General features: G+C 64.5%; 27 protein-coding genes. 14 read left to right on the plus strand and 13 right to left on the minus strand.

Translation table 11 applies throughout. From position 1 onward, the window contains the following. Position 1: 1 nt before the first annotated feature. From M8312_RS11670 to M8312_RS11680, 3 genes are all read left to right on the plus strand, one after another. Positions 2-1,063: a ribonucleotide-diphosphate reductase subunit beta gene (locus M8312_RS11670; protein WP_250117861.1), complete on the plus strand. Its 1,062-nt coding sequence runs from the start codon at positions 2-4 to the stop codon at positions 1,061-1,063. 7 nt (positions 1,064-1,070) lie between these two features. Next, positions 1,071-1,811 (plus strand): DUF3800 domain-containing protein, encoded by a 741-nt coding sequence (locus M8312_RS11675; RefSeq protein WP_250117862.1) that lies wholly within the window; start codon positions 1,071-1,073, stop codon positions 1,809-1,811. Between the two features lie 97 nt (positions 1,812-1,908). Then, positions 1,909-2,220 (plus strand): hypothetical protein, encoded by a 312-nt coding sequence (locus M8312_RS11680; protein WP_250117863.1) that lies wholly within the window; start codon positions 1,909-1,911, stop codon positions 2,218-2,220. Here M8312_RS11680 and M8312_RS11685 read toward each other — a convergent pair. Then, positions 2,205-2,804: a hypothetical protein gene (locus M8312_RS11685; RefSeq protein ID WP_250117864.1), complete on the minus strand. Its 600-nt coding sequence runs from the start codon at positions 2,802-2,804 to the stop codon at positions 2,205-2,207. The genes M8312_RS11680 and M8312_RS11685 overlap by 16 nt on opposite strands. Before the next feature lie 121 nt (positions 2,805-2,925). Beyond that, entirely contained in the window at positions 2,926-3,324 is a 399-nt protein-coding gene (locus M8312_RS11690) for a GFA family protein (RefSeq protein WP_250117865.1), read from the minus strand. Positions 3,325-3,546: 222 nt separating this feature from the next. On the opposite strand from M8312_RS11690, the gene M8312_RS11695 reads away from it, so the two are divergent. After that, positions 3,547-3,912, plus strand: a complete 366-nt coding sequence (locus M8312_RS11695; protein WP_250117866.1) for a hypothetical protein — start codon at positions 3,547-3,549, stop codon at positions 3,910-3,912. A 59-nt stretch (positions 3,913-3,971) separates the two neighbouring features. Further along, positions 3,972-6,410 carry an FG-GAP-like repeat-containing protein gene (locus M8312_RS11700; protein WP_250117867.1) on the plus strand — a complete coding sequence of 813 codons (2,439 nt, stop codon included), beginning with the start codon at positions 3,972-3,974 and terminating at the stop codon, positions 6,408-6,410. 38 nt (positions 6,411-6,448) lie between these two features. Here M8312_RS11700 and M8312_RS11705 read toward each other — a convergent pair whose 3' ends face one another. The 3 genes from M8312_RS11705 to M8312_RS11715 form a co-directional block, all read right to left on the minus strand. Beyond that, positions 6,449-6,724 (minus strand): hypothetical protein, encoded by a 276-nt coding sequence (locus tag M8312_RS11705; protein ID WP_250117868.1) that lies wholly within the window; start codon positions 6,722-6,724, stop codon positions 6,449-6,451. Positions 6,725-6,916: 192 nt separating this feature from the next. Next, positions 6,917-9,253 (minus strand): putative bifunctional diguanylate cyclase/phosphodiesterase, encoded by a 2,337-nt coding sequence (locus tag M8312_RS11710; protein WP_250117869.1) that lies wholly within the window; start codon positions 9,251-9,253, stop codon positions 6,917-6,919. A gap of 89 nt (positions 9,254-9,342) precedes the next feature. Further along, positions 9,343-9,927 (minus strand): HD domain-containing protein, encoded by a 585-nt coding sequence (locus tag M8312_RS11715; RefSeq protein ID WP_250117870.1) that lies wholly within the window; start codon positions 9,925-9,927, stop codon positions 9,343-9,345. Positions 9,928-10,033: 106 nt separating this feature from the next. Here M8312_RS11715 and M8312_RS11720 point away from each other — a divergent pair, with 106 nt between their 5' ends. The 3 genes from M8312_RS11720 to M8312_RS11730 are packed head-to-tail and all read left to right on the plus strand — an operon-like array spanning position 10,034 to position 12,813. Further along, entirely contained in the window at positions 10,034-11,227 is a 1,194-nt protein-coding gene (locus M8312_RS11720) for a sensor histidine kinase (RefSeq protein ID WP_250117871.1), read from the plus strand. A 25-nt stretch (positions 11,228-11,252) separates the two neighbouring features. Beyond that, positions 11,253-12,059, plus strand: coding sequence for a LytR/AlgR family response regulator transcription factor (locus M8312_RS11725; RefSeq protein ID WP_250117872.1), 807 nt, complete (start codon positions 11,253-11,255; stop codon positions 12,057-12,059). A 13-nt stretch (positions 12,060-12,072) separates the two neighbouring features. After that, positions 12,073-12,813, plus strand: coding sequence for an isocitrate lyase/PEP mutase family protein (locus tag M8312_RS11730; RefSeq protein WP_250117873.1), 741 nt, complete (start codon positions 12,073-12,075; stop codon positions 12,811-12,813). Here the strand turns inward: M8312_RS11730 and M8312_RS11735 are convergent. Next, positions 12,810-14,006 carry an ABC transporter permease gene (locus M8312_RS11735; RefSeq protein ID WP_250117874.1) on the minus strand — a complete coding sequence of 399 codons (1,197 nt, stop codon included), beginning with the start codon at positions 14,004-14,006 and terminating at the stop codon, positions 12,810-12,812. The two genes, M8312_RS11730 and M8312_RS11735, sit on opposite strands and share 4 nt — an antisense overlap. Then, the gene (locus M8312_RS11740) at positions 14,003-14,983 is read right to left on the minus strand and encodes an ABC transporter ATP-binding protein (protein WP_250117875.1); all 981 of its coding nucleotides are present in this window, start codon (positions 14,981-14,983) and stop codon (positions 14,003-14,005) included. Before M8312_RS11740 ends, M8312_RS11735 begins: the two co-directional genes overlap by 4 nt. Before the next feature lie 38 nt (positions 14,984-15,021). Between M8312_RS11740 and queG the strand changes: the two genes are divergently transcribed. Beyond that, positions 15,022-16,092 (plus strand): tRNA epoxyqueuosine(34) reductase QueG, encoded by a 1,071-nt coding sequence (queG, locus tag M8312_RS11745; protein ID WP_250117876.1) that lies wholly within the window; start codon positions 15,022-15,024, stop codon positions 16,090-16,092. A gap of 16 nt (positions 16,093-16,108) precedes the next feature. On the opposite strand, the gene M8312_RS11750 is transcribed toward queG, so the two are convergent. Further along, on the minus strand, positions 16,109-16,459 hold the full coding sequence (locus M8312_RS11750) for a hypothetical protein (RefSeq protein ID WP_250117877.1): 351 nt from the start codon (positions 16,457-16,459) through the stop codon (positions 16,109-16,111). Positions 16,460-16,629: 170 nt separating this feature from the next. Here M8312_RS11750 and M8312_RS11755 point away from each other — a divergent pair, with 170 nt between their 5' ends. After that, a complete protein-coding gene (locus M8312_RS11755) occupies positions 16,630-17,625 on the plus strand; it encodes an adenosine kinase (protein WP_250117878.1) in 996 nt (331 codons plus the stop codon). Positions 17,626-17,678: 53 nt separating this feature from the next. Here the strand turns inward: M8312_RS11755 and M8312_RS11760 are convergent, their stop codons facing one another. Next, positions 17,679-19,355, minus strand: a complete 1,677-nt coding sequence (locus M8312_RS11760) for an amino acid permease (RefSeq protein ID WP_250117879.1) — start codon at positions 19,353-19,355, stop codon at positions 17,679-17,681. 84 nt (positions 19,356-19,439) lie between these two features. Then, positions 19,440-19,817: an HIT domain-containing protein gene (locus tag M8312_RS11765; protein ID WP_250117880.1), complete on the minus strand. Its 378-nt coding sequence runs from the start codon at positions 19,815-19,817 to the stop codon at positions 19,440-19,442. Between the two features lie 51 nt (positions 19,818-19,868). On the opposite strand from M8312_RS11765, the gene M8312_RS11770 reads away from it, so the two are divergent. Both M8312_RS11770 and fumC read left to right on the plus strand, forming a co-directional pair. Continuing rightward, the gene (locus tag M8312_RS11770; protein ID WP_250117881.1) at positions 19,869-20,354 is read left to right on the plus strand and encodes an SspB family protein; all 486 of its coding nucleotides are present in this window, start codon (positions 19,869-19,871) and stop codon (positions 20,352-20,354) included. A gap of 108 nt (positions 20,355-20,462) precedes the next feature. After that, complete coding sequence (gene fumC, locus M8312_RS11775; protein WP_250117882.1) at positions 20,463-21,854, plus strand: class II fumarate hydratase; 1,392 nt, start codon at positions 20,463-20,465, stop codon at positions 21,852-21,854. Positions 21,855-21,858: 4 nt separating this feature from the next. On the opposite strand, the gene M8312_RS11780 is transcribed toward fumC, so the two are convergent. Together M8312_RS11780 and M8312_RS11785 are read right to left on the minus strand one after the other, a co-directional pair. Next, complete coding sequence (locus tag M8312_RS11780; RefSeq protein WP_250117883.1) at positions 21,859-22,374, minus strand: acyloxyacyl hydrolase; 516 nt, start codon at positions 22,372-22,374, stop codon at positions 21,859-21,861. Positions 22,375-22,482: 108 nt separating this feature from the next. After that, positions 22,483-23,034: a DUF2585 family protein gene (locus tag M8312_RS11785; protein ID WP_250117884.1), complete on the minus strand. Its 552-nt coding sequence runs from the start codon at positions 23,032-23,034 to the stop codon at positions 22,483-22,485. Positions 23,035-23,144: 110 nt separating this feature from the next. On the opposite strand from M8312_RS11785, the gene M8312_RS11790 reads away from it, so the two are divergent. Further along, positions 23,145-24,122 (plus strand): magnesium transporter CorA family protein, encoded by a 978-nt coding sequence (locus M8312_RS11790; protein ID WP_250117885.1) that lies wholly within the window; start codon positions 23,145-23,147, stop codon positions 24,120-24,122. Here the strand turns inward: M8312_RS11790 and M8312_RS11795 are convergent. Continuing rightward, the gene (locus M8312_RS11795; RefSeq protein WP_250117886.1) at positions 24,119-24,316 is read right to left on the minus strand and encodes a hypothetical protein; all 198 of its coding nucleotides are present in this window, start codon (positions 24,314-24,316) and stop codon (positions 24,119-24,121) included. The genes M8312_RS11790 and M8312_RS11795 overlap by 4 nt on opposite strands. Positions 24,317-24,424: 108 nt before the next feature. On the opposite strand from M8312_RS11795, the gene M8312_RS11800 reads away from it, so the two are divergent. Further along, complete coding sequence (locus tag M8312_RS11800) at positions 24,425-24,901, plus strand: low affinity iron permease family protein (RefSeq protein ID WP_250117887.1); 477 nt, start codon at positions 24,425-24,427, stop codon at positions 24,899-24,901. Positions 24,902-24,961 lie beyond the last annotated feature (60 nt).

A 24,961-nucleotide genomic window follows, 5' to 3' on the forward strand; every position in this document is an offset into this window, starting at 1 on the left:
GATGTCCCTCCTCGAAGCCCGCAAGCAGTATAAGCCTTTCGAATACCCCTGGGCGTTCGAGTTCTGGAAGCGCCAGCAGCAGATCCACTGGATGCCGGAGGAAGTGCCGCTGGGCGAGGATTGCCGCGACTGGGCGCAGAAGCTGTCCAATCACGAGCGCAACCTGCTGACCCAGATCTTCCGCTTCTTCACCCAGGCCGACGTGGAGGTGCAGGACTGCTACCACGAGAAGTACGGTCGGGTGTTCAAGCCGACCGAGATCAAGATGATGCTGGCCGCCTTCTCCAACATGGAGACGGTGCACATCGCGGCCTACAGCCACCTGCTCGACACCATCGGCATGCCCGAGAGCGAATATGGCATGTTCCTTCAGTATAAGGAGATGAAGGACAAGCACGACTATCTCTCGACCTTCGGTGTCGACACCGATGAAGAGATTGCGATGACGCTGGCCATGTTCGGCGGCTTCACCGAGGGGCTGCAGCTGTTCGCGTCCTTCGCGATGCTGATGAACTTCCCGCGCTTCAACAAGATGAAGGGCATGGGCCAGATCGTCAGCTGGTCGGTCCGCGACGAGAGCCTCCACTGCGAGGGCATCATCAAGCTGTTCCACACCTTCGTGAAGGAGCGCGACTGCCTGACCCCCGCGGTCAAGGACTCGATCATCGACACCTGCCAGAAGACGGTCCGGCTGGAGGACGCCTTCATCGACCTGGCGTTCGAGATGGGCCCGGTCGAGGGCATGACGCCCAAGGCGATCAAGAAGTACATCCGCTACATCGCCGACTGGCGGCTGGGGCAGCTCGGCTTCGCGCCCATCTACATGATCGACGAGCACCCGCTGCCGTGGCTCGCGCCGCTGCTAAACGGGGTCGAGCACGCCAACTTCTTCGAAACCCGCGCGACCGAATATTCGAAGGCGGCGACGCGGGGCGACTGGAACACGGTCTGGACCAACTTCGACAACCGCATGAAGGCCAAGGCCGGCGGCACGCCCGAGGTCGCCAATGAGGGCGGCGACGCGGGTGGTCTGTTCGAGGCGGCCGGGGTGGCGGCGGAGTAGTTACAGCATGAGGCTCATCTATTTTGATGAGGTCAAATACCATCCGCCCAAGCAGATGAATCATTGGATAGGCGCATTATCCATTGATTCGTCTGCCGTGCCAGAGCTCGAAAAGCAGGTGAATGAAATCGCCAAAGGCTTCTTCGGGAACTCTGCGCTGAGCAAAGAAACAGAGTTTCACGCCGTAGACATGATTCATGGCAAGGCGCAGTTTAAAGGCCGAGAACTTCTCGAGCGACTGAGCGCCCTCCAGCAACTTTTGGCGATCGCGAACTGCGAAGGAGTGCGCCGCATCAGTATCAGAGTCACGCCAGCGAACATGGTGGCACCCGCTCGGACGGCGTCGGAGAAAGCCTTCGTGTTTCTTGTAGAAAGGGCGCAACTCGACCTGATAAAGAGCGGAGGCCAAGGCATCCTGATCGGTGATCTTGACGCTGAGTACGCCGACCAAGGCGTGACGAATTTATCTCGCTATCGTGAGAAGGGAACGCCGTACTCCTTCGGAATGTCAATCGATAGATTGATTGACAGCGTCTACTTCATTCCTTCGCATCACAGTCGCATGATCCAGCTTGCAGACGCTTACGCTTATGCCCTTCAACTATGGCACAGCCCGCCGGAAGGCGACACCTATCCTAAGAAGACCATCCGAAAGTTCATAGCGGAGCACACTCAACTTTCGTGGGCCAACTCGCGTAAGGATTGGCCGTCAAATGACAGTTGGGCCGTCACCAACTTCGCGGCGTAGCCCACTTCTCTAAACGCGACGTTGGATGCCATCGTTTGCGAACGCCCAACTTCTGTTAAACCGCGAAGGCCGAATTGACTCCATAGGGAGCGCTAAAATGCCTGAACGCGTGCGTGAACGAGATTTGGTTATACCCGCGCTTCGCGCTGCCCGCGATGCCGGCGGGACGATAACCACAACTCAACTCATCGCGAGGCTGACCGAAGAGTTTGAGCCTAGCGGTACTGATGCCGACATCCTCGATGGACGGTCGGATACCTACTTCAGCCAAAAGGTTCGCAACCTCGTTAGCCACCGAGACACTGGAACCAGTATGTTCTCTAAAGGCTACGCCACTTACAGCGGCGGTAGCGAAGCTATCTCAATCACGGACCAGGGCGTCCGCTTCCTTGATCAGGTACCCGAATAAAGAGCCTTATAGCCCGGCTTCAACCATTTAAGTTCGGTTGGGCCGGGCGAGTCCTGGTCCCAAACGAACCAGGCGTAAGCCGTCGTTCCTGAGCCCTTCTGGACTGCTCCAGCTGGGTAGAATGTAATGCGCTCGCTAAAGACCCAAACCCGTGAAGGCGGGTTACGAGTAAAAATGGTTCGCTGTCGGTTGGCACCTTCTAGAAAAGCTAGGCGCAACAGCAATGCGAATTTCCGGTCGGCTTTCCTCAATCCCGCTTCTACGAACCCTTCAGCGGCGTTGTATGGAGGATTAGTGACGATGTTGGGCGCACGCTTATTGCTAAGCAGGAAGTCCACACCGCCTTCGCCGAAACCGCGATCGTGAAGGTCCGAGCTCCTCACAGGCTGCCCGGTAAGCTCCAAGACTTCGGACATCGCGCCGTTGCCACAAGCGCACTCCCATATCTCGCCATCAAACTTTTCATTGTCGACAAGTGCATGTGTTGCCCAAGCGGGCGTGGGAAAGAAATCAGGGCCGTCGAGATCGGCGAAACGCTTCATCGTCGGCTTAAAGCCGCCGTTGAGATTATATGTGGTGTCCATACTTAAATTGTCGCAGAATCAAGGACTTAGTCAAGGCAAGCTAAGTGACTCTAGAGACTCGATTTTCTTAAAACATCACTCACGTCGGCCTTTGGCCAACCCTATTCAGGCCCAAGTGCGCCTACTCCTCCGGCCTATCCCCCTCAAACCCCTCCAGCCCGAAGCCCGGCAGCCACGCCTCGCGCCGCTTCGTGAACAGTTCGTAGGTGGGGGTGAACTGGTCGGGGGCGTCGAGGGCGCCGAGGTGGAGGTCGATTTCCTCGCCCCAGCGGCCGAACACGCTGCTGCCGCAGGTGGGGCAGAAGTAGCGGCGCTTGTACTCGCGCGTTTCGCCGGTGACGGTCACCGCTTCCTCTGGAAAGATCGCGGCGGCGAAGAACAGGCTGCCGCCGTGCTTGCGGCAGTCGAGGCAGTGGCACAGGCCTACGCGCGTCGGCTCACCCCTGGCGACGACCCGCACCGCTCCACACAGGCACCCGCCTTGGGTCTCCTTGCCGCTCTCCGCTGTCTCGTCGCTCATGGCCGCACAACTCGCCAGCGGGGCCGGCTGTTCAACGGGGGCGGACAGGGCCCGACGTTCGGCCAGATTGTCCCGGGCGCGCGTAACGTTCAAAGCGCGACAACGTTCATCGAGTGGAAAGCCAATCTCTGCCAACTCATTGACATGACGGGGATTTCAGCGGTGAGGCGAGGCTTGGGCGGGACGGTTCGAACAAAGGTCGCTCGCTTGTGGCCGGCGCTGGTGGCAGCGTCGCTCATCGCCTGTTCCAACGGAAGCGCCAACGCCGTGAGCCAACCATCCGCCGCGACCCCCTCCTGCACCGTCAGCGGTCCGGCCAAGTTCGTCGATCGGGCCGGCGGCGCGACGGCGTTGTGCCAGGCGGTCGAACAGGCGCTGGGGCGCGGCGACACCCCCGGCACCCATCGTGTCGAGCTGTCCGTCCTGTCGGCCTCCAGCATGGCGGCGACGGTTCACCTGGCCGATGGCCGCACCCTGCCGGAACTGCGCACCGGGGTCAGCGACGGGGTGATCAACGCCGGCGTGGTCAGCCGCTTCGCGCAAGACATTGCTAACCAAATCGCAAGCAACCTGAAGCATCGTCCGTGACAGCAACGGAAAGGCGCGCGCGCGCGCTTCCCGGCCCGACATGAGGAAGAGCAAGTCCAGTGGTTGATATCCCAGCCGACGCCAGCACCACGGCGTCCATTACCGTCGGTGGCACCATTTCGGATACGCTCGAGGTGGCCGGCGATCACGACTGGTTCCGCCTGAACCTGACCGCCGGTCAGGCGGTCACCGTCAACCTGAACGGACTGACGCTCAACGACACCTATCTCCGGATCTACGATTCGAGCGGGACGATGGTGTATGAGAATGACGACGCCTCGTCATTCACCACCGATTCCAAGATCTCTTTCGCGGCCAGCTACACCGGATCCTATTACATCGACGTCGGATCGTGGCAGGACCGGACCGCCGGCACCTACCAGCTGAGCGTCTCCAACTATGTCGCGCCGCCGGCCGCCACGCTCCAGCAGGTCGCCGACGAGCTCAAGACCGGCTATTGGGGACCGAACGACGCCCACCATTTCAACGTCACCACCGGCGGGACGATCACCGTCAACCTGACGGCGCTGACGGCGGAAGGGCAGACGCTGGCGCGGGCCGCGCTGGCGACCTGGACCGACGTCATCGGGATCAACTTCCGCGAGGTCGCGACCGGCGGCCAGATCACCTTCGACGACACCGATCCGGGCGCGGCAACCAGCGGCAGCTGGTCGAACGGGATCACCACCTCGGCGCACGTCAACGTCGGGACGGACTGGCTGACCAACTATGGCACCAGCCTGACCAGCTACTCCTTCCAGACCTACATCCACGAGATCGGGCACGCGCTCGGCCTCGGTCACGCCGGCGATTACAACGGCGACGGCCGCTACCCGTACGACACCAGCTTCGCGAATGACGGCTGGCCGATGACGGTCATGTCCTATTTCGACCAGCGCCAGAGCACCTACTTCGCCAACCTGGGCTTCACGCGGAATTATGTGGCGACGCCGATGATGGCGGACGTGCTGGCCGCGACGCAGATGTATGGCGCGTCCACCACCACGCGGGTTGGCGACACGGTCTATGGTCCGTCGTGGACGACCACCATGGGCACCATCTGCCTGTTCGATAGCGCCGGCAACGACACCATCGACGTGTCCGCCTTCGCCGGCAGTCAGACGGTCGACCTGCGCCCGGCGACCTTCTCCAACGTGCTTGGCGAAGTCGGCAACATCAGCATCGCGCCCGGCGTGACGATCGAGAACGCCATCACCGGCTCGGGCAATGACACCATCACCGGCAACGACGTCGCGAACATCCTGTCGGGCGGCCTTGGCCGGGACACGCTGACCGGTGGTGCCGGTAACGACATCTTCAAGGACACCATTGCCGGTCATAACACCGACACCATCACCGACTTCACAGCTGGCGACGTGCTGCTGTTCACCGATGCGAGCGCGAGCAGCTTCACTTACTCGCTGACCGGCCGGACGCTGACCTTCAGCGGCGGCTCGCTCACCTTCGGGACGAGCCTGACCGGAACGCTGGTGGCCTCGGTCGCGGCGAGTGGGGGCGTGCAGCTGACGCTGGCCTCGGCTACGGCGCCGCTCACCAAGCCGGTTGCGAACGATTTCAATGGCGACGGCAAGAGCGACGTCCTGTTCGGACAGGTAAGCGGGGCCATCACCGACTGGCTGGGCCAGACCGGCGGCACCTTCACCAGCAACCATCAGGTCGCCAGCTACATCCTGCCGGCGGGCTGGCATGTCGCGGCCAGCGGCGACTTCAACGGTGACGCGCGCGCCGACCTGCTGCTGCGCAATGACAATGGCTCGGTCACCGAGTGGCTGGGCCAGGCCAACGGCGGATTCAGCTGGAATTCGACGGCAACCTATGCGCTGGCATCCTCGTGGCATGTCGCCGGAACGGGCGACTTCAACGGGGACGGCCGCGCCGACGTCCTGCTGCGCAGCGACACTGGCCAGATCACCAACTGGCTCGGCCAGGCTGACGGGACGTTTCTCTCCAACCACCAGACGGCGAGCTATGTCCTGCCGGCGGGCTGGACGACGTCGGCCATCGGCGACTTCAATGGCGACGGCCGCTCGGACCTGCTGCTCCGCAATACGGACGGCATGGTGACCGAGTGGCTTGGCCAGGCCAATGGCGGGTTCAGCTGGAATTCGGCGGCGACTTATGCGCTGGCGACCGGCTGGGTGGTCGAGGGCGCCGGGGATGTAAGCGGGGACGGCCGCGCCGACCTCGTCCTGCGCAACTCGGCGACTGGCACGGTGACCGACTGGCTGGGCCAGGCGGACGGCACCTTTGTCAGCAACCATCTGGTCGCGACCGCAGCGCTCGACGCGGCGTGGAAGGTGGCGCAGATCGGCGATTACAACGGAGATGGCCGGGCCGACCTGCTCTTGCGCAACGACAATGGCCAGGTCGCCGAGTGGCTTGGGCAGGCCAATGGGGCTTTCACGTTAAATCAGAACGCGATCTATAGCCTCGACAGCGGCTGGACCGTTCAGCCCGGCCTGCACACGATCTTCTAAAGGGCCAGCGGTTGTTCGTCGTGCGGGTAGGCTTCGGCTTACTCGGCGACGATGATCAGCAGAGTGCCGGGGGCGATCCTCACCCGAACGACCTGACTTGCCGCGCCCGCGCCGCAATTCGCACCCGGTGGCGCAGGGACGGCCGCTCGCCCGCCGTCGCTCACCAGGCCGAAGCGTTCCGCGGGAATGTTGGAGCAGAGGGTACCACCGCTTGCCAGCCAGGTGCGTGGCGCGACGCTGGCGCTGATGGTGATGGAACCCTGGGAAGTTGAGCCCAGCGTCCCGGCCAGCCCTGCGAGGGCACTGAGCACCACTGCCATCACGCGACCGGGACCAGCACGTCGACCTCCATCAGAGCGACGTTGGTCTAGGCGGTCAGCCTCAGCTGGACGCTAACGATAGTTCCGGAATGGATCGGCTCTCCGACGTCAGACGGGCGTCCCGGGCTGGTGGGTGCACGCGTGCTGGGGTTCAGGCGCGGGGCGCCCGATCCTGACTGAGCGTGCCTAGCCGGCCAGCCGCTTGGCGCCGAGGCCGAGTACCATCTGGTTGGCCCGGTCGTAGGAGAGCGGCTTGCCGAACAGATAGCCCTGAATGGTGTCCACGCCGAGTTCGCGCATGCGCTCGAAGTCCTCGGCCGTCTCGACGCCCTCGGCGGTCACCGACATCCGGAAGCTCTTGGCCAGCTGCACGATGGTCTGGATGATCGCCACGTTGCCGGCCTTGTTGCCCGCCTCGCGCACGAAACTGCCGTCGATCTTCAATTTGTGGAACACGGCCTTGTTGAGATAGCCGATCGACGAATAGCCCGTGCCGAAGTCGTCAAGCGCGATGCCCACGCCCAGTTGGCGAAGGCGGCCGAGCACCGCCAGCGTGCGGCTGTCGTCGTCCAGGAACACGCCCTCCGTGACTTCCAGCTCAAGCCGGTTGCCGGGCAATTTGTAGCGGGCCAGCGCCTGGCTCACCATGTTCGGCAGGGCGGGCAGGATGATCTGCTTGGGGCTGATGTTGACGGCGACGGTGATCGGCTCGGGCCAGCTCGCCGCGGCCTTGCACGCTTCCTCGATCACGAACTCGCCAAGCGGTCCCATCAGGCCGCATTCCTCGGCGATCGGAATGAAGACGTTGGGTGGCACGAAGCCGCGTTGCGGGTGGTTCCAGCGCAGCAGCGCCTCGAACCCCACGAGCTTCTGCGTCTTGGCGTTGACCAGCGGCTGGAAGGCGAGGTGGAACTGCCGGATTTCCAGGGCGTGCCGGATGTCGGATTCAAGCCGCACGCGGTCGTCCTGCTCCGATTGCAGTTCGCGGCTGAAATAACGGGCGACCCCGCGGCCGGCGTCCTTGGCCTCGTACAGCGCCAGGTCGGCCTTGAGGATCAGATCGTCCACCGTGGCACCGTCGATGGGACCGAAGGCGCATCCGACGGAAACGCCGATCCGGATCTCGACCCCGTCGATGATGTAGGGCTCGGCCACCGACGAGATGATTCGTTCGGCCAGCTGCTCGACCTTCTTGCGGCTTTGCGCATCGGGGATGACGATGGCGAATTCGTCGCCGCCCAGCCTTCCCACCGTGCCATCCTGCTTGAGCTGATCGCACAGCCGCTTGGCAACCATGCGCAGCACGGCGTCGCCCTTGGGATGGCCGAACGTGTCATTGACCGGCTTGAAGCCGTCCAGGTCCAGGAACATGATCGCGCAGGGCACATTGCCGGCGGTTGCAGCACGAAGCGCCTCGCCAAGCAGCTGGCGGACCCGGCCGCGATTGGGGAGGCCCGACAGCACGTCGACGTTGGCTAGGTGCGTAAGCCGCTCCTGGGTGTGGCGGATGTCCGTGATGTCGCTGCCGACGCCACGGAAACCCTCGAAGCGGCCGGCGGTGTTGATGATTGGATCGCCGGCCATGCTGATCCAGCGTTGGCCGTGGGCGGTCTTCAGCTCCATTTCGAGATTCTGGAAGGGACGCTTGTCCAGTAGCACCTTGCCAAGTTCGGCATGGCCACCAAGCAGGCCCGTCAACGGCTGCCCCAGCAGCTGGTTCGAGGGGCGCCCAAGCAGCGCGCTCATTCGGCTGGAGATGTAGGAAACGCGATTCTCGTCGTCGATCTGCCACAGCCAACCCACGCCGCGTTGCTCATATTCCTGCAGCAGGAGCGAGGCGCTTTCACTCTTGGAGCCGAACTCCGCATTGGCCTTGAGCTGCTTGAACGCCCAGCGGGCGACGGTCAGCACGCCAACGATCGACACGCCCAGCGTGAACATGATCGACAGCATCTGCTGAAAGGGAATCGATCCACGGGCGAAAAACAGGACGGCGCAAAGGCCAAAGGTGAAGCTGGTCATCCACGCGCTGGCGCAGACGGGAACGACGACGAGCCCAAGGCCCGCGACTCCGACACCGGCGATGATGGAAGCGGCGATCAGCTGGTCGGTCGGCTGGAGCTTGGAAAAGATCCACAACGGCAGCGACAGCCACAATGCCGCGCGTGCGAGCACGTCGCCTGATAGCTGCCAGGTCGGCACAGCCTTGCCGGAACGACCAACGCAGATCACCGCCTGGTGCTGTGCCCAGCGCATGGAGGCGATGTTGGCGGCGCCCACCGCGAGGCACCAGGGAAGTAGGATCTTCTCCATCTGCGTGCCCCACAGCGCCGCCGTGAACAGCAGGGCGGCAAGCAGGTTCGCCAGCGCGAAGAACGGCGCAAGCTGCCCCCGCGAGATCAGCTGGATGTCCTTGAGCGGCGAAGCGAGGCGTTCCGCCTCGGCCGAAGCGGCCGCCACCGACTCGCCATCGGGCAGCCGTGCAGCGATCATTCTCTTGTAGCGATCAGGGGCTTCGTACACGTCGCCTCACTCTTCCCGGGGTTGAGGGAGGAGATAGGCGAAGAGGGTTTAGGGCGAGTTAAAGTCTCGGCTGCGGCAGATGCTGGCCGTCAGTCCATCGCTTTGGCGTAGATGCTTTGCAGCGGCCGCTCCATCACGCGCTGGACCATCGGCTCAAAGAACTCCAGCGGCGCATTCTCGAACGCCGGATCGAACGCCGCCTGATCGTACAGCTCGCAAAATCGGGCGGTGGCCTCGAAATGAGGGTGCCCGCGGAACTGCTCGCGCAGGTCGCGGTCGAGGCCGATGTGATGGAAGAAGTAATATCCCTGGAACACGCCATGCTGGCCAACGATCCAGTGAAGCTCCTCGTCGACGAAGGGCTTCAGGATGGCCGCGGCGATGTCCGGGTGATTGTAGGAGCCGAGCGTGTCGCCGATGTCGTGCAGCAACGCCATCACGACGTAGCGTTCGCTCTCGCCAGCCTGATGTGCGCGAGTGGCGGTCTGGAGCGAATGCTGGAGGCGATCGACCGGGAACCCGCCATAATCACCGTCCAGTAGTTTGAGGTGGGTGAGGACGCGGTCGGGAAGGCCCTTCGAATAGGGAAAGAAGTGGCTTGAGATCTTGGCCCAGTCCTCCGCGGTGCCGTCCTGCATCGCAGTGAAGGTTGCGCGGTCTGGCTGATCGTTCATGGTAGCGACTCCTCTCCGCTCCAGAGTGCGCTCTCCCGGCCCCGCTCGCAATGGTGTAGCGGGCGGCCTATATCGAAGGGAATGCGTTCCTTGCTGCAACGACTCAATGGCAACCGATAGCGCCACCCTGACCGAGGATCGCCCGATCCTCGTCCGCCGGCGCGCCAACGCCGACCGCCGGCCGCGCGCCTTGCGGCCGCGCAAGGGCCCGATTGCCAAGTCGGTCGGTTTGGACGTGCCATTCTTCGCCGATAAGAATCGCGCGTTCTGGGTGCTCCAATCGGCAGGCTGGACCGGTTACTTCATCCTCCGCTCGCTGTCCGGCGTGGCCAATGCCATGCCGTTGATGTTCGTGGTTCACACGTTGCTGCTGACCGCGACGGGTTACTCGCTGACCCTCCTGATGGGATCGCTGTTCCGGCGGCTGATCACCATGCGCGCGATATACACGGTGATCGTCAGCGTCGCCGCGGTGGTGCTTGCAGCCACGGCTTTTTCGGTGATCGAGACGTGGAGCCATGCGACCTTCGTCAAGCCAGGGGCGCGGCCGTTCGGAATCGAGAGCTTCGGCGCGATCCTGCTCAACTTCGCGCTGCTCGCGGCCTGGTCGGCGCTTTACTACGGCATCAACTATTACCTGCTGCTGGAGGAGGAGATCGACCAGCGGTCGATCCTCGAAAGCCAGGCGAGCACCGCACAGCTGGCGATGCTGCGTTACCAGCTGAACCCGCATTTCCTGTTCAACACACTCAACAGCATCTCGACCCTGGTGCTGCTGAAGCAGACCGAGCGGGCCAATGCGATGCTGGCGCGGCTGTCATCCTTCCTGCGCTACACGCTGGTGAACGAGCCGTCCGCCCAGGTCACGCTGGCGCAGGAGGTGGAGACGCTGAAGCTCTATCTCGAGATCGAGAAGATGCGCTTCGAGGATCGGTTGCGGCCGCATTTCCGCATCGATCCCGCCACCATCGGGGTGCGACTGCCGTCACTGTTGCTGCAGCCGCTGGTTGAAAACGCGATCAAATATGCCGTCACCCCGAGCGAGACTGGCGCTGACATCTGGTTGTCGGCGTCGCGCAACGGAGAGCGCGTGCGGATCGAGGTGGCGGACAATGGCCATGTCGCCAACGAAGGTCTGGTGGCGACACAGTCGACCGGAGTCGGACTGGCGAATACCAGGGACCGTCTGGCGCAAGCCTATGGCGAGGCGCACAGCTTTGCCACACGAACAAACGAACACGGGGGATTTAGCGTAATTGTCGACATTCCGCTCGACGCTGCGTCGGGGGCGGCGGCGTGAGAGCATCTGAGATCCAAGGAGCATCATGAGCATTCGCACCATCCTGGTCGACGACGAGCCTCTGGCCACCCAAGGGCTGCGTCTGCGGCTCGAAGCACATGAAGACGTCGAGGTGATCGCCACCGCCAGCAATGGTCGGGAGGCGATCCGCGCGATCAAGACGCATAAGCCCGACCTCGTCTTCCTCGACATCCAAATGCCAGGCTTCGACGGCTTTTCGGTGATCCAGGGGCTGATGGAGGTCGAGCCTCCATTATTCGTGTTCGTCACCGCTTATGGCGATCACGCCCTGCGCGCGTTCGAGGCGCAGGCGGTCGATTACCTTATGAAGCCGGTCGAGGAAGACCGACTGGCCGCGACGATGGAGCGGGTGCGTCAGCGGCTGGTCGAAAAGCGCGGCGCTCAGGAGGCCGAGCGGCTGAAGGAAGCGCTCGAGGAACATGCCCCCGAAGCGGCCGAGGAACTCGCCGCCGATGCCGGCCCGGTCGACCACAGCCCGACCCGCTTCGAGAAGATGATCAACATCAAGGACCAAGGGCAAATCTTCCGGGTCGATGTCGACACGATCGAACGGATCGACGCCGCCGGCGACTACATGTGCATCCAGACCGGCGACAACACACTGATCCTGCGGGAAACGATGAAGGACCTGGAAAAGCGGCTCGACCCGCGCCGCTTTCAGCGCGTCCACCGTTCGACGATCGTCAACCTGGACCTGGTCCGGCAGGTCAAGCCGCACACCAACGGTGAGTGCTTCCTGGTGCTGGATTCGGGCGCGCAGGTGAAGGTCTCGCGATCGTACCGTGACGTGGTGGCGCGCTTCGTCCACTAAGGGGGAACGACCGATGCGCGACTTCGCCACCTTTGCCGCCCTGCATGTCCCGGGCGATCCGCTCGTGCTCTACAACGTCTGGGATCCGGGAAGCGCCCAGGCGGTGGCCGCGGCCGGAGCCAGGGCGCTGGCCACAGGTAGCCACCCGGTAGGGGACGCGAGTGGCTATGGCGATGCGCAGCAGGTGCCGCTCGATCATGTGTTCGATAATGCGCGCCGGATCCTCGCGGCCGTCGACTTGCCGCTGAGCGTCGACTTCGAAGGCGCCTATTCGACCGACCCGCAGCAAGCGGCCGCGAACGTCCGCGACCTAAAGGCGACCGGAGCCGTCGGCTGCAATTTCGAAGATCAGGTGGTCGGCGGCGAGGGCCTCCATTCCCTCGCCGATCAGGTCCGCCGCATTCGTGCGATACGTGAAGCCGTGGGCGCCGATTTCTTCATCAATGCGCGCACCGACCTGTTGATCAAGTCCGACCAGCATGACGGCCCCCTGCTCGCTTCGGTGATCGAGCGTGGAAAGGCGTTTGCCGAAGCGGGCGCGAGCGGCTTCTTCGTACCGCGTCTAACCGACCCGCGGCAGGTCGAGCAGGTCGTGCGGGAGGTTCCGCTCCCCCTCAACCTCATCGCCTTTCCCGGTGCGCCCGAGAAGCACGTGTGGGCGAGCGCGGGTGTCGCGAGGATCAGCCACGGCCCGTTCCCGCACCGCAAGTTGATGGCGCAGCTGACCGAATTCGCTCGCGCCGCTTTGGCTTAAGCCGGACGTGCCCGGCGGAACCAGCTTCCCTGCCGGCCGCTCTTGAGCACCGATCGGCGGAACATGCGCGCGACGAGCCGCAGGATGAGCACCAGCCACAACGCCTGCCAGCCGAATGCCACGAGGTGCGGCCACCAGCGCGGGTCCTGCGCGGCCCGTGCCAGCATGGCGTAGGGGGAGGACAAGGGGAACACCGCCGCCACCAGACCAGCCGTGCTGCCCGGATCACTGGCGGCCGTCGCTGACAAAGCGAAGATCAGCAACTGGCTCATCGTGATCGGCATGGACAGGGTTTGTACCTGCCGCACGGTCGAGGCCTGCGCGCCGATGCCCAGGAACAGTCCGCCGAGCAGCAGATAGCCAAAGCAGAAATACATCAGGGTGAGGCCGATGAAACCCGGCCAGCCGACTGCTGGCGGCGGCAAGGCTCCCAGGCTTCCGTGGGTGAAAAGAAGCAGGGCGCCGAAGCCGAGCCCCGCCCACACGGCAATGGCCGTCAGGCTGACGGACAGCATGGCGAACAGCTTGCCGAGGAAGATCGCGTCCACCGGCACGGCGGCGGCGAGCACCTCGATCACCTTGTTCGACTTTTCTTCGAGCAACTGGCTGAGCAGCATGCCGGCCAGCATGATCGTCAGGAAGAAGATCAGGATTTGACCGGCGTGGGCAGTCAGGGTGCGGGCTGATGCGGTGCTGCCGCTGCTCTGGGCCATGGCGTGGACCGTGACTTCCGGCGTGCTCCCGCCGCGCGCGGCTTGCGCCAGGATCAGCCGCACCTGTCCAGCCAGCGGATCGCTGATCTTGCCGACCAGTTGCGGACCGTCGAAGGGGTCCTGCAGCACGGCGGTGACCGGCCGGTCGGGCGAAGCAAGCAACTTGTCGACCTGCGCGTCGCCGCTGCCATCGGGCGCTTCGATCCTCAGACGAAAGACTTCGCTTCCAGCGAGGGCCCTGGCAACCTCGTCGCGGGCGGCGTCCAGGCGCTGCCCCTGATCAGCAGTGGCGATGGCCACCACGGTCGCCTGCTCGGCCCTGCTTGCAACGGAAGCCCCGATGCTTCCGAAGAGGCCGCCGAAGATCACCGGAAACATCGGGCCGAGCAGAAACAGAAGAAAGGCGCGCGACACGACCGTAGCGGTATAATCGCGGCGGCCGATCACCAGTGCGGACTGAAGTGTGCGGGACAGGCTCATTGTGCTGCTCCGCTAAGCGCGAGGTCGCGCGCGGCCGCTTCGCCCGCGATGGCGACGAAGGCGTCATGCAGCCCCGGTCGTTCGATCGACAGCGTCTCGACGCCAGCGCCTCCGTCGAGGAGTGCGCGCAACAGGGGTTCGGGTCCGCCATCCGGAAGCGGGAAGGTCCAGCGATGGCCGTCCTGACGCGCATCGGCGGGCAGGGCAGAGCGCCACGGCCCGTCGACCGCGCGCGTGGTCAGCCGGACCACAGGGCGAAGCTTGCCGCGCGCCTCGTCCACAGCGCCTTCGAAGGCGACCTTGCCGCCCGCGATAATGGCGATCCGCTCGCACAGGCGCTCAGCATGGGCGATGACGTGGGTAGAGAAAAGGACGGTGGCACCGGCCGCCGCCCGTTCGCGAATCTGCGCTTCGAGTTTTTCCTGGTTGATGGCGTCCAGCCCCGAAAAGGGCTCGTCGAGCACGATCAGCCTGGGATTGTGCACCAAGGTCCCAAGCAGCTGGACGTTTTGCGCCATTCCCTTGGACAGGGTGCGGATCGGCCGCTTGATCCAGTCGGCAAGGCCTCGCTCGGTCAGCATGGCCTCGGCTCGGCGGCGGCCCTCCTTCAAGGGTAATCCCCGAAGCGCGCCCATGAAGGCGATCGCTTCCTTGGCGGTCATGGCCGGGTAGAGCCCGCGTTCCTCGGGAAGGTAGCCGACCTCGCGCGCCGCCTCGAGCGGACGATCGTGGCCGAGCAGACGGCGGCTGCCCGACGAGGGATCGATGATCCCGAGCAGCATCCGCAAGGTCGTCGTCTTGCCCGCGCCATTGGGACCCAGGATCCCGTAGATGCTGCCGGTCGGTACCCGCAGCGACACGCCGTCGACTGCCCGTTTGCCATCGAATTCCTTGACGAGGTCGTCCGCCTCGATCGCAGCCGTGCCGAGCGGCGCGGTCGACAAGGGCAGAGAGATAGCAGGCGATATGACGTTCATTGGCGACAAACTCAGCGGGAGCGCAGTAGTGAGGGCGCGTGCATGACTCGGCAAGCCTTAAGGAAGCGATACGGACCGAAGCCGAACGTCTCGGCTTCGTTTCGTGCGGCTTCGCCAGGGCGGATGCAGTGCCAGAGGCGGGCGAGCGTCTGAAGGCCTGGATCGCCGCCGGCCGACACGGCAGCATGGCCTGGATGGAGGATCGCGCGGAGCAGCGGGCCCATCCTCAAGGACTGTGGCCCGAAGCGAAGAGCGTCATTGCCCTGGCGATGAGCTATGCGCCCGCCGAGGACCCGCGCGCGCTGGCTGCGGAGCCTGAGCGCGCCCGGATCAGCGTCTATGCGCAGGGGGGCGACTATCACAAGACGGTCAAGAAGGCCCTGAAGGCGCTCGCCCGCTTCATCGTCGACGCCGTCCCGTCCGAACTCAAGGTGTTTGTCGACACCGCCCCAGTGATGGAAAAGCCGCTGTCCGCTGCGGCTGGTATCGGTTGGCAGGGCAAGCACACCAACCTGCTCAGCCGCACCCACGGCAACTGGCTGTTCCTGGGTGTCATCTTCACCGAGCTGGAGCTGGAGCCGGACCCGCCCGCAGAGGAGCATTGCGGCAGCTGCACCCGCTGCCTGGCCGCCTGTCCGACGGACGCGTTCGACGGCCCGCGCAGGATCGATGCCCGGCGCTGCATCTCCTACCTCACGATCGAGCATAGCGGATCGATCCCGCACGAGTTTCGGGCGGCGATGGGCAATCGCATCTATGGCTGCGACGACTGCCTTGCCGCCTGCCCGTGGAACCGCTTCGCGCGCCAAGCGCAGGCGAACATGGCGTTTCTCCCGCGGGCCGAATTGGCGGCGCCGCGCTTGAGCGACCTGCTCGCGCTGGACGAAGCGGCCTTTCGCCAACTGTTCGCGGGTTCGCCGATCAAGCGGATTGGAGTGAAGCGGTTCCTGCGCAATTGCCTGACCGCGGCGGGAAACAGCGGCGATGCGCGACTGCTGGGGCGAGTGGAAGCCCTGCTCGACGATGCTGACCCGGTGGTCGCGGAAGCTGCCGAGTGGGCGCGCGCGCGGCTCCAATCCTTTCAGCCGATGACATCAGCCACAGCATGACGAGAGCGAACGGAGGCTAGCGCGCCTCGATCGCCGCGATGCAGCCCGCCTGGTCCGTCGGATCGCCGCTGACGCGCCGTGCGTCCACATAGGTGACCCGCAGCACGTCCGTGCCCGGCGCGGCATAAAGGAAGGTGTCGAGCACGCAGCCGGAGCTCGACCATTGCAGCTTCACGCCCGGACCCTCGCGGACCTGGAAGCTTGGTTGGCCGAACCGCTCGCCCAACTCCTGAGTGGTGAGGCCGATGAGGTCGCCCCGCTGCAAGGGACGCTTGAGCGGAGTGGGAGTGACGGGCGCGGACTGCTGCGGAGCAGTGGCGCAGCCGGCAAGCGCCAGAACTGCAATTCCGGTGAAGAGGAGACGCATTTCTTTTCCTGTCATTGTGAGCGGACCGAAGCAATGCAGTTCACCCCGCGACCCTCAAGCAAGGGACGTCGGGATCACCTCGTTGTCGGTGGCTTCGGCGATGACGAGTTGAAGCGAGAGCCTGCGACGGCTACCCGCCCGCCTTTCATCGCTTCTTTCCAGGATCCACCATGACCCAGCTCCGCTTCGACGTGCTCTGCATTGGCAATGCCATCGTTGACGTCATCGCCGATGCCGACGACGCCTTCCTTGAAGCGCAGGGGCTGACCAAGGGCTCGATGCGCCTGATCGACGAGGCGGAGGCCGAGCGGCTGTACGGGGTGATGGGCCCTGGGCGCGAGCTGTCGGGCGGCTCGGCCGGCAACACCGCCGCAGGTCTCGCCGCGCTTGGTTGCAAGGCCGGCTTCATCGGGCAGGTCGCCGATGACCAGCTGGGCGCCATCTACAAGCATGACGTCCAGAGCCTTGGCGTCGAGTTCCTGGTGCCGGCGCGTGGCGAAATCGGCGCTACCGCGCGCAGCCTGATCCTGGTCACGCCGGACGCCCAGCGGACGATGAACACGTTCCTCGGCGCGGCCCAGCTGCTGGACGCGAGCGTGATTGATCATGGCGCCGTGGCCGACGCCGGGATCCTCTATCTTGAGGGCTATTTGTGGGACCCCGAAGCGCCTCGTGCAGCGATGGAGGCGGCGATTGCCGACGCCAAGGCCGCCGGCCGTCGGGTCGCCTTCACCTTGTCCGACACCTTTGTCGTCGACCGCCACGGACCGGACTTCCTGCGATTGGCCAATGAGGGCAAGCTCGACATCCTGTTCGCCAACGCCGCCGAGCTGGCGTCGATCACCGGTGAGCAGGACTTCGAAGCCGGGCTCGCCATACTCGCCCCCAAGGTACCGCTGCTGGTGGTTACCCACGGCGAGCAGGGTGCGGTGGCGATCCAGGGTAGCGAGCGCGCCCGCGTTGCCGCCGAGCCGATCGAAGCGCTGGTCGACACGACCGGCGCGGGCGACCTGTTCGCCGCCGGCTTCCTCGCCGGCCAGGCGCGTGGGAAGGGTCTCGAAGCCTGTCTGCGGCTTGGCGCCATCGCCGCGGCTGAAGTCATCCAGCATTACGGCGCACGGCCCGAAGCGGACCTGAAGGCCTTGGCCGGCGGCCTGCTCGCCTGAACAAGAAAGGGGAGGCCGAAATCTCCCCTTTCCCTTGGTTGCTGAGCCCTGGCCTAGGCCTGGTTGGGCCCCGGCGTTGGTGCGCCCGGCATCGGTGGCACCGGCACCGGCGGGGCGTCGCTGTCCAGCTCATGCACTTCGAAGAGTCCGCGGCCCACGTGGCTGTGGCCGCGCGAATAGCCGAAGTAGATCAGCAGTCCGATTGCGCCCCAGCCCGGAAGCACCAGCTTCGCGGTCAGCGGCAGCGAGAAGTAGAGCACCAGGCACCCGATGATCGCCATTGGCGCGATGACATAGACTGCAGGGGTCCGGAACGGCCGATTGCGCGCCGGGTCCTTGCGGCGAAGCACCATCACCGAAATCGCCACCATCATGAAGGCGAACAGGGTGCCCGCGTTCGAGTAGTCGGCCAGCTTGCCGACCGGCAGCACGGCCGCCGCGAACGCCGCCGCGATGCCGGTGACGATGGTCACCACGTGCGGGGTGCGGAACTTCGGGTGGACGGTGGCGAGCCGCTCGGAGAGCAGGCCGTCACGGGCCATGGTGAAGAAGACGCGAGTCTGGCCGAACATCATCATCAGCACGACCGACGGCAGTGCCAGCACGGCGGCAAGGCCGACCAACCGGCCGACCACCGGCCAGTTGATCGTGTCGAGCACGTGGACCAGCGCTTCCTTGGAGCAGACCAGCGGTTCGACGGCGCCACCGGCGACCAGCGTCGCGCAACGGCCGGCGAGTTCCGGCGAGCCCGGTGACAGGAATACGCCCGTCGCCGACTGGACCGGCTGGGCGCCCATGGCGCCAATCGCGCCGCTTGCGACCAGCAGGTAGAAGATGGTGCAGATGGCGAGTGATCCGATCAGTCCGATCGGCACGTTGCGCTGCGGGTTCTTGGTTTCCTCGGCCGCGGTGGAGACCGCGTCGAAGCCGACGTAGGCGAAGAAGATCGACCCCGCCGCGCCAAGCACGCCGAGCCCCGAGGAACTGAGCGGATTGCCGATGCCCGTCGGCAGGAACGGGTTGAAGTTCGCCATGTTCATGACCGGCAAGGTCAGCGCGATGAAGGCGCACAGCGCGGCGATCTTGATCGCCACAAGCACGGCGTTGACGCGCGCGCTTTCGGTCGTTCCGATCACCAGCAGCCAGGTGACCAGGCCGATGATCAGCACCGCCGGCACGTTGATGTACCCACCGGTCGCGATCGCCTGGGTCAGGTCCGGGCTCGGCGCGGCGCCGAACGCCAGATAGACTTTCGCCATGAAGGCGTCGGCGTTGCTGATCGCGGCCGGGAAGTTGATCCCGAGCCCTTTCAGCAAGCCGACCGCATGGTTGGACCAGCCGACCGCAACGGCGGAGGCGCCAACCGCATATTCGAGGATCAGCGCCCAGCCGACCATCCAGGCCAGCAACTCTCCGGTCACAGCATAGGTGTAGGTATAGGCCGAGCCCGACACCGGCACCATCGAGGCGAGTTCGGAGTAGCACAGCGCGGCAACGGCGCAGACGAAGCCTGCGACGATGAAGCTGAGAAGCATGCCCGGGCCGGCCTTCTGCGCGGCTTCGGACGTCAGAACGAAAATACCGGTGCCGATCACCGCGCCGATGCCCAGCATGGTGAGCTGGAAGGCGCCGAGTGAACGGTGAAGTCCCTTCTTCTCGGCGGTGGCGAGGATCGCGTCGAGCGGCTTTACCCGCCCGAACAGACCCCCGCTGGGTGCTGAAGTTGCCATGAAACTCCCCTAAAATCCTGTCGGGCGGGAGCGTAGCGGCGAAAACCGACAGGGCAATCCTTGATTACAGCGCGATTACGCCGATCACCGCGCCAGCATCGGTCCGAGCGGCTGCCCGCCGAAGATATGGACGTGGAGGTGAGCGATCTCCTGTCCCCCGCGCTTGCCGACGTTGGAAAGCACCCGATAGCCTTGGGTGGAGGCCTCGACCACGCGCGCGGCCTCGCCGATCGCCTTAGTCAAACCGGCCTGCTCAGCATCGGAAGCCTTGGCGGAGAAATCGTCCCAGCTGACGTACGGACCCTTGGGCAGCGCAAGCAGGTGAACGGGGGCGAGCGGGTTGATGTCGTGAATTACCACGGCGTGGTCGTTCTCGTAGACCTTGCGGCTCGGCAGCTCGCCCCGCAGAACCTTCGCGAGGATGTTCTGATCGTCGTACGGCTGCGTGTGATCGATTGGCATTACGGAAATCCCCGGTTGACCCTGATTGCGGCCCCGCTACCACGAGTCCCCATGGCCGACGAGACGCCCGAGAGCCTGATTCCCTACGACGAGATCGTGCAGGAGGCCCTGCGCGACGTTGTTGGTCGCGTGCTGAGCTCGATCGAGGCTGGCGGATCGCTGCCCGGCGCCCACCATTTCTACATCACCTTCAAGACACGCATGCCAGGCGTCGAGATACCCAAGCATCTCGCCCAGCGCTTCCCGGATGAGATGACGATCGTCATCCAGCACCGCTACTGGGATCTGAAGGTCGCCCCGGACCACTTCACGGTGGGCCTGAGCTTTGGCGGCGTCCCCGCCACCCTGCGCGTGCCGTTTGCGGCGGTGACCGACTTCGTCGACCCCGCGGTGGACTTCAGCCTCAAGTTCCAGGCCAACGGCGCCGATGGTGCGCCGCACGAGGAACCTGAAGAGCCCGAGAATGATGAACCGGTCGCGACCCCGGTCGAGGACGGCTCTAACGTCGTCAGCGTGGATTTCACGCGCAAGAAGTGACGACCTTTCTCGTCATCCTGACCTTGTTTCAGGATCCATTTCTTCGCTAGGCGCCGCCTCAACCATGAATGCTGAAACAAGTTCAGCATGACAGAGAGAGCCAGGCGAATGTCCGATACCCGCACCGAAACCGACAGCTTCGGCCCGATCGAAGTCCCGGCCGATTGCTACTGGGGCGCTCAGACCCAGCGCAGCCTGACCAACTTCCCTTTCGCGATCAGCGAGCGGATGCCACTTGGGCTGGTCCACGCGCAGGCCATTGTGAAGCAGGCCGCCGCACGGGTGAACCGCAAGCATGGCCTCGACCCGAAGCTGGCCGATGCGATGGAAGCCGCCGCCGCCGCAATCGCTGGGGGCGAGCACGACGACCAGTTCCCGCTGTCCATCTTCCAGACCGGCAGCGGCACCCAGACCAACATGAACGTCAATGAGGTGATCGCCGGGATTGCCAACGAGGCGCTGGGGAGCGGCAAGGGCGGCAAGAGCCCGGTCCACCCCAATGACCACGTCAACAAGTCACAAAGCTCGAACGACAGCTTCCCGACGGCGCTGCACGTCTCGGCCGTGCTCGCGACCGAGCAGCAGTTGCTGCCCGCGCTGGAGCGGCTGACGACCGCGCTGGAGGCGAAGGCCAAGGACTGGGATCAGATCGTCAAGATCGGCCGCACCCACACGCAGGACGCGACGCCGCTGACGCTGGGTCAGGAGTTCAGTGGTTATGCCGCGCAGCTGCGCTCCTGCCGCGCCCGGATCGAAGGCGCGATGAACGGCAACCTGCGAAAGCTGGCGATCGGCGGCACGGCCGTGGGCACCGGCCTCAACGCGCCCGAAGGCTGGGCCAACGACATGGTGGCTGCCATCAGCGCCATCGCCGGCAGCCAGTTTGAGAGCGCCCCGAACAAGTTTGCCGAGATGGGCGCGCGTGATGGCCTCGTGTTCTTCCACGGCGCGCTGGTCACGCTGGCGGTGGCGCTGACCAAGATTGGTAACGACATCCGTTTCCTGGGCTCTGGCCCGCGCTCGGGCCTGGGCGAGCTCAGCCTGCCGGAGAATGAGCCGGGTAGCTCGATCATGCCGGGCAAGGTCAATCCGACGCAGGTCGAATCGCTGACGATGGTCGCGGCGCAGGTGATCGGGAACGGTCAGGCGGTGACCGTCGGCGGTCTTCAGGGCCATTTCGAACTCAACGTGTTCATGCCGCTGATCGGCGCCAACGTGTTGCGCTCCATCTCCCTGCTGGCGGTGAGCATGGTGAGCTTCGCCGAGCGGTGCGTCGACGGCATCGTCGCCAACGAGGACCATATCCGGGATCTCGTTTCGCGCAGCCTGATGCTGGTGACGGCGCTGGCGCCCGAGATCGGTTATGACAATGCGGCGACCATCGCCAAATATGCCCACAAGAAAGGCCTGACCCTGAAGCAGGCGGGGCTGGAGCTTGGGCTGGTCGATGAAGCGACATTCGACCGGGTTGTCCGGCCGGAGCTGATGATCGGCCGCTGAGGCCTTACAGCTTCCAGTTCAGCCGGAAACCGATGTTGTCTATCCCGGGGTTTTGCTTCCCGAACAGCTGGGCGTGGCTCATGTGAACCCAGCTCGCCTCGACGCCGAGGCGTGAGGTCGCCTGCACGCCGATTGCCAGCTCCGGCTCGAACAAGACCCGGCTTCCGAAGTCGATCTTGCCGTTGTTCGCGATCTCGAACTTGCTGGTGGAGCCGGTGTGGACGGCTAGGCCGACGCCGGGACGCGCGTAGAGCTTGCCGCCGAGCTTCAGGCTCAAGCCTGCCGCGGCGTAGCTGGTGTCCCCGGCGCTGTTCAGCGCGCCGAACACATAAGGTTGCAACGGCGTGCCGGCGATCTTGTCGAAGCGGTAGCCCAGGCTGATGTCGGCCCCATTCTCCTCACCGCCGCCAAGCGACAGGGGCGCATTCACCGCATGCTTGTGGAGACCGGCGAACACCTCTCCGGCGTGGGCCGGAGCGGCGACCAGCAGGAGGGCGGGGAGAAGCACGGCAAAACGCATGAAACGGACCTCGTCGTTGCGAACGCAGGGAAGCAATCCGCTTGTCTTACAGCGCCTTACCTGAACAAGAGAAACTAAATCCCTGAGATAGCCGCCTGGGATGCGATTCTACCCCGCCTGCCAGGCCCGGATCGCGTGACTGGGCGCGATCAGCATCCAGACGTTCAGCGTCAGATTATCGCGGATGACGGCCAGAGGGATGAGTTCGAGGATAATAACCAGCATCACGCTCGCCCACAGCGGCAGCCGCTTGGCGAGCCAGAACCCCACGCCCATCATCACGATGTCGCTGACGGAATTGAGGATGCTGTCTCCGCGATAGCCCAGCGCGATTGTCGCCTCGCGATAGCGGTTGATGATCACCGGCGAGTTCTCGATCAGCTCCCACGCCGTCTCGATCATCGTGGCAAAGAGCAGCCGCTGCTCGACAGGCGTTTTGCGGAGTAGCAGCGCGAAGGCCGCGTAGAAGATGAAGCCGTGGATCACATGGCTGAAGCTGTACCAGTCCAGCAGCTGCTGGCTCTGCTGCGGCCCGACCTTGCCCCAAAGCGCGATGTGCCCGCAGGTGCAGATCGGCGGACGGCCCATCAGCCACAGGATGGCGGCGGCCGCGATGACGACGAGGGCGCTGGCCGCTAGCCCGCGATGGGTCTTGCTCATGCAGCGGGGACAGGCGCGGCGGGCGCGAACATGAATTCGAACATTGGCAGCAGGGCTAGACGGGGCCGCAGGGCTTGCCAAGCATCGCTTCGCATGGCCACACAGCAGCCATGCTGCGCACTTTCGGCCCCGGCTGCGATGGAGGCCTGATCGAGGCCGGTCGCGGCCAGATCTCCTCGACGGCCGCCTGGATCGATCTGGAGGAGCCAACCCGAGAGGAAGAACGGCTGGCCGAGCAGTTCATCGGACTGCCCATTCCGACCCGCGACGACCTGGCCGAGATCGAACCCTCCAGCCGCCTCTATGAGCAGAATGGAGCGCTTTATCTGACGCTTGGAACGCTCAGCGGCGTGGAGGAAGGGCAACCGACCTCCGAGCCGATCGGTTTCGTGCTCGCCGGTCAACGGCTGGTCACGATCCGCTATGCCAGCCCCAAGCCTGTCCGCGCGTTCGTGATGCATGCCGAGCGTGATCCGAAGCTGGTCAGCGATGGCCTGACCGCGCTGATCGGGTTGGTGGACGCGATCATAGATCGGCTTGCCGACGAACTTGAGTCGTCAGGCAGGGAGATGGAGACCATCTCCGGCAACATCTTCGCGAAAGAAGCCGACGAGCGGCGCATTCCGGCGCGGCAGCTGACAGCGATGCTGACCCGCATCGGCCGGGCCCAATCGCTGCTCGCCCGCATTCGGGAGACCACTGTCAGCGCCATCCGGCTGCTGAGCTTCCTGACCGGATCACCGCGGCTTCATCAGTCTGGCTGCGAGGCGCATCGCAATCACCTGGCCAGCCTGCAGACCGACGCCAGCGCCCTGCTGGATCATGCGGGCTATCTGGGCGACAACATGACATTCCTCCTGGACGCGGCGCTTGGCCTGATCAGCGTGGAGCAGAATGCGGCAATGAAGCTGTTCAGCTGGGCGGCGCTGGTGTTCCTGCCGCCCACCCTGATCGCGGGTATCTTCGGAATGAACTTCCACCACATGCCCGAGCTTGACTGGGTGTGGGGCTATCCGGCGTCACTGGCATTGATGCTGGCGAGCGCTGTGCTGCCGCTGTGGTACCTGCGCGCGAAAGGGTGGATCTAGGCGCGCAGAAGCCAGGCGCCGTCGCTGTGTGAAGCAGCAACCGGGTCGACCCCGCCGGCTGCGGGCACGGCCGTGCAACGGCGCGCGAGGGACACTTCGGCAAAGCGGGACAGCGGTGCGCCGCCAGCGCCACGCACGGCTTCAGCGCGAGCCAGGGCAGCCATCCGGCGGCGATAATCCTGAGCGCTGATCATGAGTGAACCCCACCGCGGAAGAAGTTCCGACAACGCTTCAATGTTTTGGGCGGGCTGTTGTTCCCTGTTCATGCAACACTTGGGCTTCCGCATCGTTGAGCGGGCGTAATGGCAAGCGAACAGAAAAGCAGGCTGGTGCAGTTGGGCACCCTGGTGTCCGACTGGACCTCAAAGCTGTTTGCCCATCCTTACATGCAGGTCGGCGTGGTCGCCTTCTGCATCTTGTGGTTCGCGATCGGCTGGCACGCGGACACGCTGACCGCCGCGCTTTCGATCCTCGCTATCACCCTCACCCAGATGGTGCTGAACGGCCAGTATGAGCGGGAGGGCGAGGCCCATCGCCGCGACGTCGCCATGCACGCCAAGCTCGACGAACTCATTTCCGCCACCCGACGGGCGCGCGATGAGCTGATCGGCATCGAGGACCTGGAAGAAGAGCAAATCATCGAGCTCAAGGAAGAGGCCAAGCAAGCGATCGACCAGCAGGGAGAGCGCGCCGGTGACCCGCAGGAACGTGAGACCGCCAAGGCGGCGGTTGAACTGGCGGCGGCCAAGACCCGCAAAAAGGCGCGCGCCAAGGCCTGACACTGGCGAGGGGAGGGCAGCCTTGCTAAGGGCCGCCGCAACCACCGACATCACAGGATT

The organism is Sphingomonas sp. KRR8 (genome assembly GCF_023559245.1).
GTDB lineage: Bacteria > Pseudomonadota > Alphaproteobacteria > Sphingomonadales > Sphingomonadaceae > Sphingomicrobium.